This is a genomic window from Thermosynechococcus sp. M98_K2018_005 (genome assembly GCF_015295825.1).
Lineage (GTDB): Bacteria > Cyanobacteriota > Cyanobacteriia > Thermosynechococcales > Thermosynechococcaceae > Thermosynechococcus.
Genome location: NZ_DVEH01000044.1, coordinates 1 through 12,061, shown reverse-complemented (window position 1 = coordinate 12,061; position 12,061 = coordinate 1). Strand labels below are relative to the sequence as shown.

7 protein-coding genes and 1 pseudogene are annotated in these 12,061 nt (G+C 52.1%); 4 read left to right on the top strand and 4 right to left on the bottom strand.

Going from position 1 to position 12,061, the window contains the following annotated elements; all coding sequences use genetic code 11:
- Window positions 1-24: 24 nt before the first annotated feature.
- On the bottom strand, window positions 25-1,584 hold the full coding sequence (locus IGQ15_RS05945; RefSeq protein ID WP_297049696.1) for a glycoside hydrolase family 3 N-terminal domain-containing protein: 1,560 nt from the start codon (window positions 1,582-1,584) through the stop codon (window positions 25-27).
- A gap of 1,267 nt (window positions 1,585-2,851) precedes the next feature.
- Window positions 2,852-4,048, bottom strand: coding sequence for a sulfate adenylyltransferase (sat, locus tag IGQ15_RS05940; RefSeq protein WP_297049694.1), 1,197 nt, complete (start codon window positions 4,046-4,048; stop codon window positions 2,852-2,854).
- 91 nt (window positions 4,049-4,139) lie between these two features.
- Here sat and IGQ15_RS05935 point away from each other — a divergent pair, with 91 nt between their 5' ends.
- The 3 genes from IGQ15_RS05935 to IGQ15_RS05925 all read left to right on the top strand — a co-directional run bounded on the left by IGQ15_RS05935 (window position 4,140) and on the right by IGQ15_RS05925 (window position 9,027).
- Window positions 4,140-5,033, top strand: a complete 894-nt coding sequence (locus IGQ15_RS05935) for an alpha/beta fold hydrolase (protein ID WP_297049691.1) — start codon at window positions 4,140-4,142, stop codon at window positions 5,031-5,033.
- A gap of 54 nt (window positions 5,034-5,087) precedes the next feature.
- The gene (locus IGQ15_RS05930) at window positions 5,088-6,518 is read left to right on the top strand and encodes a sodium/glutamate symporter (protein WP_297049687.1); all 1,431 of its coding nucleotides are present in this window, start codon (window positions 5,088-5,090) and stop codon (window positions 6,516-6,518) included.
- Window positions 6,519-6,600: 82 nt separating this feature from the next.
- Window positions 6,601-9,027: a sucrose synthase gene (locus IGQ15_RS05925; RefSeq protein ID WP_297049685.1), complete on the top strand. Its 2,427-nt coding sequence runs from the start codon at window positions 6,601-6,603 to the stop codon at window positions 9,025-9,027.
- Between the two features lie 44 nt (window positions 9,028-9,071).
- Here the strand turns inward: IGQ15_RS05925 and IGQ15_RS05920 are convergent, their stop codons facing one another.
- On the bottom strand, window positions 9,072-9,716 hold the full coding sequence (locus tag IGQ15_RS05920) for a response regulator transcription factor (RefSeq protein WP_297049682.1): 645 nt from the start codon (window positions 9,714-9,716) through the stop codon (window positions 9,072-9,074).
- Window positions 9,717-9,784: 68 nt separating this feature from the next.
- On the bottom strand, window positions 9,785-11,461 hold the full coding sequence (locus IGQ15_RS05915; protein ID WP_297049680.1) for a diguanylate cyclase: 1,677 nt from the start codon (window positions 11,459-11,461) through the stop codon (window positions 9,785-9,787).
- Between the two features lie 292 nt (window positions 11,462-11,753).
- Between IGQ15_RS05915 and IGQ15_RS05910 the strand changes: the two are divergent.
- Window positions 11,754-12,008: pseudogene (locus IGQ15_RS05910) on the top strand (chlorophyll a/b binding light-harvesting protein); the annotation flags it as partial.
- Window positions 12,009-12,061: the final 53 nt, after the last annotated feature.

Genomic DNA, 12,061 nt, shown 5'->3' with positions numbered 1-12,061 from the left:
ATTTTTTGTCAACAAAAACCTTTATCATCTTGTCCTCATCAAGCACTCTAGAGCCAAATCTTGGGCGATGCTGTCGTGCCCATAGCTAAAAACGCGGGGCACATCGGGGTGCAGATGCTGGGTAATCTCGCGGTAGGCATAGGGACTGCCATAAACTACCAGACCCGCCAGTTGATTTTGGGTTTGCAGTCGTTCGAGGGTGGCGATCGCTGGCGCAGTTAAACCCGCTTTGCCCCGAAAGGGATTGCCGCGACTAAACACCTGCACTAAGGTCGGTGCCTCAGGGAAGCCCTCAATCATGGTGAGCGGCGTCTGCTGATCAATCACCACCCGTTGGTCAAAGCCCCAAGTGGGGGGGAGTGTTAATGCGGGACACGTACGGTTCAAAAAGCTGGCGTGCAGGGCATCATCCACTATCAGGCAATTCACCCCTGAGAACACGGGTTGCAAGGCTTGGCCAGCTCGCTCAATACTGTCTTGGGCAATAGCGGTGGCCACCTCAACGGCTGGTGTGGTTTGAAAATAGTCCAACTGTAATGCCAAGGGCTGAAGGCGAGCTTTTGCGGCTTGAATGCGGGCGACGGAGGCCTGAATGCGTTCAGGAGGAATCCGCCCTGACTCAACGGCGGCAACCACTGCTTCAATGGCTACCGGCGGATCCAAGGGCATGAGCAGAATATCGGCACCTGCCTCTACGGCTTTGACGGCGGCTTCGGCGGTGCCGTAGGTGTTGGCGATCGCCCCCATGACCAAGGCATCGGTTACAATTAGACCCCTAAACCCCATCTCTTGGCGCAGGATGCCCGTGAGAATCGGGGGAGACAGGGTGGCGGGTCGCTCGGCATCCAAGGCGGGTAGGTGGACATGGGCACTCATGACGCTATCCACCCCTGCGGCAATGGCAGCAACAAAGGGGGGCCATTCAATGGCTTGCAGGCGATCGCGATCGTGGGGAATCACGGGCAGTTCCAAATGCGAATCCGTTGCCGTATCCCCATGGCCGGGAAAGTGCTTTGCCGTTGTTAGCACTGGATAGGCACGTGCCCCTTGAATAAAAGCGGCTGCAAGGGCACCCACAATGTCTGGCTCCTCGCCAAAGGCACGCACATTAATCACTGGGTTTGCGGGGTTGTTATTCACATCCACCACTGGGGCAAGAACCCAATTCAAGCCAATGGCTAAAGCCTCGGCTGCGGTGTATGCTCCCATTTCCCTTGCAAGGCCAACTGCCCGTTCTCGGCTCTTTTGGGCAATGGCTCCCAAAGTCGCTGGCGGGGGAAATTGTGTCGCACCACTGAAGCGTTGACCGACCCCCTCCTCAATATCCGCCGCTAGTAATAGTGGAATCGTCGCCCAAGATTGGAGTTGCCGACAGCGTTCTGCCACTTCGACAGCACTGCCCCCCAAAAGAATCACCCCGCCAACTCCCCAGTCTTTAAGCCAGTGTTTTAAGGTGTTTTGGGGCGGCTCCCAAGCGGAGTACTGAATCTGGCGATCGTAGAGATAGCCACTGGCTCGTACAACCACCATCTGCGCCACCTGTGCCCGCAGCGAAAGATCAGAAAGAGGGGGAATAAATGTCATGGGTGTAATCTCATTCAGAGCAAAATTTCACAAATGAATAACTTTCTTATTCAGCATATAAAAAATTGTCTCAAACTCTCTCAGGTAACTGGTCTGATTTTTTATACTAAAAGTACAGCCTTTAGAGCCCTTTTCTAAGTGCGGGCTGCAGAAGGGGAAATGATCCTCCTCGAGAGGAGCCTTACTTGTCTTGAGTGTGTTCAGTGTGTTCCATTCGTGGGAAAAGGGCTGTACCTAATGATTTTGAGGCGAAGTCCGATTCCGTTGCTTCGGTAGAGCAAGTTGCAAGTTTTGCCTGCGGTGTTCAATCATTAAGCCAAAGGCTGAAGCCTAAATCGCTTTCTTTAGGAGTTGACCTATGTTAAAAGCACTACGTGAGAAACTACAAAGTATAATGGTCTTTTTGATGGAGGCATTTGGGCGCATCTTCACTCCTCGCAATGATCACTATCCTTCCACAGGAGCACAGCCCTTCACGGGAACGCCCTCCCGTAAGAGTTAGTTGCTGTCTTCCGCAAGCAGCATCCCTGTAGAGACTTTACAGGTAAAAATAACTAGTATTCTTTGTGCATCAGCTCCGCCACAGCGGCAATCGGGGGGTTGGTGCAGTTTTTTTTATGAGCTTGGGGCGATCGCCCCAACTGTTAAAATCTAGCGATAACGCTCAGCGCTCAAGGTACCACTAAAAGGTCGCAACCACTGAATCTAACGGCATATTGCAGAATCAATTAAGGAATATTTCAGATATTGAATTTCCAGTTAACATTTGAGCATTCCCAAAGGCGTATGCTAGTCTAAAAGTAGGCACAGAAAGAAAGGTTAACGATAAGAGTGAACTTAAGGCTTGTGCCTCCCAGTCCTTAAGTTCGGGATAAAGCAAAGTTACTCCAAGATGAATCTCACTCCTGTCTTGCGAGTAATATCAAAATCAATCCTTTGAGCTTCTCTACTATAGAGTTGCCAGTTGTCCTCTCGCTTTATCCAGCCTTATCGTTTGTGTGGTTACTGCCGAAGTCCCCATCCTGTCGTCCATGGGAGTTAAGGCAAAACTAGGTAACCTCCCAGTATCCAGGATCGTCAACGTTGACAGCAATCCATTACCTAGTGTCCATGCTCCAAGCTTGATCGGTTAAGATCGCGTAGTGGGGGTTTGGATCGCCAGCTAAAACCACGTTTTGTCCACGTTAGTTGTTGAGTTAATTCGTCATTGCTAACTTCCTTTGGGGTCTTGCTGCCGTCAGCTTGACCCCCTCGTTTTCTGTTTAGGCTATGGCGTGAGTTGCGGTTGCCGCATGGCGCGTGCCAGTTCTGCTGCTACTTCTGGTCGTGAAAACTCTGGAGGTGGCAATTCGCCTCGCCGCAGCATTTCCCGTACCTTTGTCCCTGAGAGGTGAATGCGCTCTTCGGGTTTGCTGGGACTGGTTTTACTGGTGGCCATAGACTGGGTGCGGGTGCAGTAGAAGGCATGCTCAAATTTCAAGGGAATAATCCCCAAGGCTGCTGGATCAAATTCATCGAAGATATGTTGGGCATCGTAGGTGCCGTAGTAGTCCCCCACGCCAGCGTGATCGCGACCAACAATAAAATGGGTACAGCCGTAGTTTTTGCGGACGAGGGCATGGAAAATCGCCTCCCGTGGCCCCGCATAGCGCATCGCTGCTGGATTAATGGCCAGAATCACCCGATCTTTGGGGAAGTAGTGCTCGAGCATGATTTCATAGCAGCGCATCCGCACATCGGCGGGAATGTCATCCTCCTTGGTGGCACCCACGAGGGGATGTAAAAAGAGACCATCGACAATTTCAAGGGCACATTTTTGGATATATTCATGGGCGCGGTGGATCGGGTTGCGGGTCTGGAAACCAACGATCGTGCGCCAACCTTTTTCACGGAAGAGGGCACGGGAATCCACTGGATCAATGCAATAGTTGGGGAATTGGGGATGGGGATGCCGCTCTAGGAGCCAAACCGGTCCTGCAAGGTTGACTTCTCCCTGTTCATAGACCACCTTGACGCCGGGGTGTTTGTCATCTTCGGTGCGATAGACACAACGAGCCTCCCGGCGTTTGTCGTAGGTGTATTTTTCTGTGAGTTCAAGAATTCCCAAAAACTGACCGGCTGCATTATCGAGGCGAATGATTTGGCCAATTTCTAGGGGAGCCGCCGCCTCAGCACTGACTGAGAGGGTAATGGGAACTGACCAAGGCAGCCCATTGGCAAGGTACATTTCTTCGACCACTCGCTCATAGTCGGCCTGTCCCATAAAGCCGGTCAGGGGACTAAAGCCACCAATGGCAATGAGTTCCAAGTCAGAGACGGCTCGCTCATCGAGGGTAATGCGGGGCAATTGATCGGCACGGGCAAGCCAAGCCTGTTTTTGTTCGGGGGAGAGAATACGATTGACGAGAATACCGCCGTGGGGGGCGATCGCATCCTTTGTCTGTACTGTTGCTGCTGGACTCAAGGTCAAACTCCTTTTTGGGGCTGGATGAACCTGTTGCAAAACTTCATAGGATAGAAGTCATTATTCGATGAATAGGTACAGGAGACAACTGGTGGATCCCTATCGCTATGGCATTCAGCGGGAGTGGTGCTGGCGGGGGTGGCAGAGTCGCTATAGTTTTTGGCGACCTGTTCATGGGGGATCTCCCGTGATCTTACTCCACGGCTTTGGGGCCTCTCTACGGCACTGGCGATACAATTTGCGGCTTTTGGGAGAGCATCAGCCGACCTATGCCCTTGATTTGATGGGGTTGGGGGCAGCAGAAAAGCCTATTGCGGCCTATGGGGCTGAGTTTTGGGCGGCTCAGGTTCACGCTTTTTGGCAAGGAATTGTGGGGCAACCAGCGGTGATTGTTGGCAACTCCATTGGCGCATTGATTGCCCTGACCTGCGCTTATCGCTATCCACAGATGGCGGCGGGGGTGGTGATGCTGAGTCTGCCGGATCCAGCTGTGCGCGAGGAGTTGATTCCAAGGGCGATCGCTCCCCTTGTGAGTGGAATTGAACAAATATTTACGGCTCCTTGGTTGCTGCGCGCCCTTTTTTACACGATTCGCCGCCCCTTCGTTGTCAAGCGTTGGGCACAATTGGCCTACGCCAACCCCACCTGTGTGGATGATGAATTGCTGGATATCCTGCTTACGCCTGCCTATGACCGTGGTAGCGATCGCGCCTTTGTGCAAATAATCCGCGCCATGAGCCGTACGGACTTTGGCCCCAGTGCTAAAACCATGCTCAAAACGGTGTCCCAACCCCTATTGCTGATCTGGGGCAAACAGGATCGCTTCATCCCGCCGATGCTGAGCCAGCAGTTTCAACAGGTACAGCCAACGATGCAGGTGGTGGAGTGGGATCACACGGGTCACTGTCCCCATGATGAGCAGCCTGATCGCGTCAATGGGCTGATTTTGGATTGGTTGCGCCGCCACGGACTGGCGAGGGGTTGAGTCCTACGGTTGCAGGCTCTATGATCACGACAATCTTCAGAGTTGGCGTGGCAGATGTTTAGGCTGATTACGGTTTTCTGGGCGTTTATTTTTATTGGTGTTTTGCTACTCCTGGGGCGAATCGTGCGGCAGCGTTGGGCACTGATGCGATCGCTCTATATGCCCAGTTCAGTGATTGCGGGCGTTTTGGGACTCATTCTTGGCCCCAGTGTACTGGGAGCGATCGCCAGTCAAATAGCTCCCAACTCTGGCTTAGTGAATGGTCTTTTTGCCGAAGACATCCGTGAAGTTTGGAAGCAGTCCCCCAGCATTTTCATCAACATAGTTTTTGCCTGTCTATTTTTAGGGGAGATCATCCCTAGCCCCCGGGAAATTTGGCAGAAAGCTTCACCGCAGGTCGCCTTTGGTCAGATTTTGGCTTGGGGGCAATACGTGGTGGGGTTGCTGCTGACATTGCTCGTTCTCACTCCCCTATTTGGCATCGACCCGATTGCTGGTGCCCTGATTGAGATCGCCTTTGAGGGGGGGCATGGGACTGCTGCTGGGATGGCTGATACCTTTAGGGAGTTAAACTTTACCGCTGGAGCTGATATGGCCTTGGGCTTGGCCACTGTGGGTTTAGTCTCCGGGGTGGTTTTTGGGGTGGCACTGATTAACTGGGCACGGCGCACAGGGCGCTTACAGGTCAAACCCTTGCTGGACGCCGAAGCCGAGGAGACTCTCGACCCCCATCCCCACGATGACCCAGAAACACGGCAACGGCGGCGACAACTGCTGGGGGAGTTACTCATTGATCCTTTGTCATTAAATTTCTGTTTTGTGGGCTTGGCGATTATTGTGGGCTGGGTGATTCTCGAAGCCCTGCGGCTCTTAGAGCGTGTCACTTGGGGACAAACGGGTTTGAAGCTTATGGCCTATGTGCCCCTATTTCCTTTGGCGCTGATCGGTGGCATTGTTGTGCAGTTAATCTTGAGCCGTTGGCGCAAACAGTACCTGATTAGCCGGCCACTGATTAACCACATTGGCGGTGTGGCCTTGGATGTAACGATTATTACCGCCCTGGCCACCCTCTCTTTAGCCGCCATTGGTGAAAATCTCATTCCCTTTCTCCTCTTGAGTGTAGGCGGAATTGCTTGGAATCTCTTTGTCATGCTCTATTTAGCGCCGCGAATTTTGCCCATGTTCTGGTTTGAGCGGGGAATTGGCGACATGGGGCAATCGATGGGGGTGACATCTACTGGGCTATTGCTGATTCGCATGGTGGATCCCCACAACCAATCGGGAGCACTAGAAAGTTTTGCCTATAAGCAAATTCTCTTTGAGCCGATTGTCGGTGGTGGGTTATTTACGGCGGCGGCACCGATTCTGATCCGTAATTTTGGCGTTGTGCCGGTGCTGGGACTAACAGGTGGCCTATTGGTGTTGTGGTTGTGGTTTGGTTTTTGGAACTATGGCCAAATCCGGCGATCGCTGGTGCAAAATTGACCCTCTTCAGGGAGAAACCTAGAATAGAAACGACTTGAGCCGCTGTGCCGTCTCAGGTAAAAGCCGTGTTGTGAGTTTGCCGATGACCTCTGTGCTCCTCAAATCCGTTGTTGAAAGTGATGAACGTGCGGATTTGCGCCAATTTTCACGCATCCTGCAACTAGGGGAAAAACGCTATCTCCTGCGCAATGATATTCTGGGTGCCTTTGCAGATTACTGTCGCGACCTCGATCGCCCTGTGCCCACGCCCTTAGAATCCCGCCTCAGCAAGCTGGTATTCTACACCCAAGAGATCATTGTTGACAACGAAAGTCTGTGTTGGATTATTCGGCCACGGATTGCGCAGCAGGAGGTGTGTCGGCTGCTCGTGGAGGATTTGACGATCGTGCCGATGACGATTCCCGAACTACTGGATCTGCGCGATCGCTTCGTCAATCGGTACCATCCCAACGAGGGGGATATTTTTGAAATTGATGTTCAGCCCTTCTATGACTACTCGCCGATTATCCGTGATGCCAAGAATATCGGTAAGGGGGTGGAATTTCTCAATCGCTATTTATCCAGCAAGCTTTTCCAAGACCCCCGCCAGTGGCAGCAGAACCTCTTTAACTTTTTGCAAATTCACCGCTACAATGGCTACCAACTTTTGATCAATGAGCGGATTCGCTCTCCTCAGCACCTCTCAGAACAGGTGAAACAAGCTCTCGTAGCCCTGAGCGATCGCGCCCCTGACGAGGCCTACAGTGAGTTTCGCTTTGAACTACAAAATCTCGGCTTTGAACCGGGTTGGGGCAATACGGTCGCCCGAGTGCGGGACACCCTAGAAATTTTGGATCAACTCTTGGATTCGCCCGATCACCAAGTGCTGGAGGCCTTTGTCTCACGGATTCCGATGCTCTTTCGCATTGCCGTAATTTCTCCCCACGGCTGGTTTGGCCAAGAGGGGGTGCTGGGGCGACCCGACACCGGTGGGCAGGTGGTCTATATCCTCGATCAAGTGAAAAGCTTGGAAAAACAAATGCGCGAGGATTTAGAACTGGCCGGGCTGGGGGTACTGGAGGTACGGCCTAAAATTATTGTCCTGACTCGCCTAATTCCGAATGCCGAAGGGACGCTGTGCAACCAGCGCCTAGAGAAAATCTACGGTACCAATGATGCTTGGATCCTGCGGGTACCCTTCCGGGAGTTTAATCCCAAGGTGACGCAACATTGGATTTCTCGCTTTGAAATTTGGCCCTATCTAGAAACCTTTGCCATTGATGCGGAGCGGGAGTTGCGAGCCGAGTTTGGTCATGTCCCCGACTTGATTATTGGCAACTATTCCGATGGCAACTTGGTGGCCTTTTTGCTAGCGCGGCGACTGAAGGTAACCCAATGCAACATTGCCCATGCCTTGGAGAAATCTAAATACCTCTTTAGTAACCTCTACTGGCAGGACCTAGAGGATAAGTATCACTTCTCGCTGCAATTTACGGCGGATCTAATTGCCATGAATGCCGCCAACTTTATTATCAGCAGCACCTACCAAGAGATTGTGGGGACGCCCGATAGCATTGGCCAGTATGAGTCGTACCAATCCTTTACCATGCCTGACTTGTACCATGTGGTCAATGGTATTGAACTCTTTAGCCCAAAATTTAATGTGGTGCCACCGGGGGTGAATGAACAGGTTTACTTTCCCTACTACCACTATACGGAGCGACTGGAGGGCGATCGCCAGCGATTGGAGGAACTACTCTTTACCCTTGAAGACCCGCAGCAGATCTACGGTCACTTAGAGGATCCCGAAAAACGCCCCCTCTTTTCGATGGCACGGCTAGATCGGATCAAAAACCTCACAGGATTAGCAGAGGCCTTTGGTCGGAGTAAAGAACTGCAAGAGCGCTGCAACTTAATTTTGGTGGCGGGCAAGTTGCGCACGGAAGACTCCAGGGATCGGGAGGAAATCGCCGAAATTGAGAAGCTCTATCAAATCATCCACCAGTACAATCTCCACGGTAAGATCCGCTGGCTAGGGATTCGTTTACCGAAAGCAGACTCCGGGGAAATTTATCGCATCATTGCCGATCGCCAAGGGATTTTTGTCCAGCCTGCTTTGTTTGAAGCCTTTGGCTTAACGATTCTGGAAGCGATGATCAGTGGTCTGCCCACCTTTGGCACGCGCTTTGGCGGCCCTCTGGAAATTATCCAAGATGGCGTGAATGGTTTTTATATCAACCCAACCCACTTCGAAGAAATGGCTGAAACCATTGTCCGCTTTCTGGAGGCTTGCGATCGCGATCCGCAACAGTGGCAACGGATTTCCAAAGCGGGTATCGAGCGGGTCTATAGCACCTACACTTGGAAAATTCACTGTACCCGCCTGCTCTCCCTCGCCAAGATCTACGGCTTCTGGAACTTCTCTTCCCAAGAAAACCGCGAAGACATGATGCGCTATATGGAGGCACTCTTTTATCTGCTCTATAAACCCCGCGCCCAAGCCCTATTGGCAGAGCACATGCAGCGGTGATCCTGGTTTAGCTGCTAGGAAGCCCCGCGATCGTCAGGAGGATGTCACACGTAATGGTAATCGATCGCCCAGCGAGCCAATTCAGTGCGATTGTGGCAGCCTGTTTTCCCCAGCATATTGCTGACGTGGCTTTCCACCGTGCGCTGACTCACGTGTAGCTCAGCAGCAATTTCACGATTCGACATACCTCGGGCAACATATTGGAGAATTCGCGTTTCTGTAGGGGTGAGTTCGACACCGCGGGGTGGGGTGGGCACAGGCGGGGCTTGCAGTCCTTGGGCTTCCCGCAGGCGAGCCGTTTGTTTGAGGAGAGCTTGGATTTGGGCTAAGAGTTCATCCGGCTCAAAGGGCTTGACCAAGTAAACATCACCCCCCGTTTGCAGCCCCTTAATGCGATCGTGGGTTTGCCCCTTGGCTGAGAGAAAGAGCACCGGCAACCAACTGAGGTGGGTTTGTTGTCGCACCGCACTGACAAAGCTATAGCCATCCATTTGCGGCATCATCACATCACAAATAATTAAGTCGGGCGTCTGCTGCTGAAGAATTGCCAGACCCTCATTGCCATGGGCTGCCGTCAGCACACGATACCCCTGCATCTCAAGGTAATCCTTCACCAAAAGGACAAGGTTGGGGTCATCATCTACCAGAAGAATCGTGGCATTTTGTGCAGAGGATGCCTCAAGGTTCATACAGTTAGGACAGTCAACGGTGTTGGTGCAGGGTTTTACTGAGAATCAGTGTGCTCCTTTAAGATAGCTTATTCCTCTGGGGAGGCAGCGTTGGCAAATCCTGGGGCAGCCTCTTTGGGGGCGATGACAATCTGAGAGCGTCCTGCTGCCTTAGCGGCATAAAGGGCATCATCGGCTATCTTCACTAGTTGCAGTAAACTCTGTCCATGGGTGGGAAATTGACTGAGACCAGCACTAAAACTCACCTTGAAGCTCTCATGGTTGGGGGCGTGGAAGGTGTGATTCCGCAATCGCTGTAAACAGATGGCAAGACGATGCTTGGCCACCTCAAGGGAAATATCATAGAGGGCAATTAAAAATTCCTCGCCGCCCCAGCGAGCGACAACATCTTCCATCCGTAGGGACTGTCGCAATATGCGGGCAGTGGTCACCAATACTTGATCACCAACATCGTGACCGTAGCTATCATTGATGCGTTTGAAATGGTCTAAATCTAAAACGGCAATGCAAAGGGTTTGCTGTTGGCGGCTGGCAAGGGTCAAAAAGCGTTCAATATCTTCTGTGGCTTTACGACGATTGCTCAATCCCGTGAGGGGATCCACCTCTGCTAAGCGTTTCAGAAGGCGGGTACGCTCGAGGCGATTGATAATCCGTGTCATTAGCTCAGGGCCAACAATGGGTTTATTGACAAAATCATCGGCGCCAGCGGCAAAGAGTTGGGTAACGAGGGCTGGATCGGTGGTTGCGGTGAGAAAGAGAATTGGAAGTTGATTCCAGCGGGGATCATTGCGCACCACTTGGCAGAGTTCTAGGCCGTTAATACCGGGCATCTGGACATCGAGAATTACCAATTCGGGGTTGGTGACCTCTAGGACATCCCAAAATTGATTCGGATCCTGAAGGGAGGTGACGCTCATTCCCCAAGGTTCCAAGAGCCGTTTCAAGATGGCCAAGGTGACGGCGTCATCATCCACGGTCAGGATACTAGCGGAGGTCATCTCTTGGGGTTGGAGTAATTGTTCGATGGTCCGCAACAGCCGCTCAACATCTATGGGCTTACTCAGGGTCATTCGTGAGCCAAGGCGAATAGCAGCGAGGCGATCGCGCCACGTGTCATGGGCAGTAAACACGAGAGCGGGGATGGGCGGACGATGTTGTCGCAATTGCTGCAAAAACTCGCGGGTGGTCACCTCATCGGGCATCACTTCAGGATTGAGAATGACAGCACTGGGCCAGCACTCCTCAAGGAAGGTGTTGACCAGCGGCCAGCTATCCATGGCGACGTAGCGAAACCCACCATCAGCGGAGTGCTCCTCAAGGGAGCGAATTAACTCGGCGTCGTTGTCAATATGCAGGACAAGGGGCAAGCCTGAGTCGTTATGATTGCTGGGTTTCGAGGTAGCGATCGCGCTGAGGAGCTGCTGGACGATTTCAAGGAGCGCTGCTGGGGAGCAGGGATAGTGGTAATAAATCACTTGGGTTTCTGGCTGGGTTGGCCAATCCTTGCGGGTGAGAATCAAAATCGGTTCTTGAAACCCGCGATCGCGCACCTGCTGGCAAAAGGTATCAACTGCTGTGCCCAAATGGGACTCATCCACAATCAATAGGTGATAGCGACTACTGGCTAGTAATCCCCAGAGGTCTTCAGAGCGAGCAACGACATCCACCCGATGATCCGCAGTGGTCAAGATGGAAACCAACGTTGCTGCCGTTGCCACGTCGTCGTGATAAAGCAAAATGGCCATATTTGCCCGCCAACAGCCTAATTGCTATTACCCTACCGCCTTGTCTCAATCTTCCTCAACTTCTTGAGGATACAGATTGCCCCTAGATGAGTTACATATCTTTACGTTTTCACTGGCACTAAATAGTATTAATTCTCAATAGTGATGCTATAGTATACCTCGGTACTATTGAGTATAAATCTCAATAAGTTGCCCTGTTCACACTAGAGTGTTTATGCAAGGAGGAATATTTATGGCGATCGCCAGTGAACCCTCAACCTCTGTAACTACCCTATCACCCACAGGTGCAGGCTTGCAAACCTACGGCCAAGCCAACGTCAAGTACGACTGGTGGGCAGGCAATGCCCGATTTGTCAACCTTTCAGGGTTATTTATCGCCGCCCATGTAGCCCAAGCAGCGCTGACCGTATTTTGGGCTGGCGCTTTTACGCTCTACGAGATTTCTCAGTACAAACCTGATTTACCCATGGGGGAACAAGGGCTAATTTTATTGCCCCATCTGGCTACATTGGGCTTTGGCATTGGTGAAGGGGGTAAGGTAATGGATTTATAGGAGTGATGTGGGCAGGCTAAAACCCCTCCGCTTCAGCGAGGGGATAC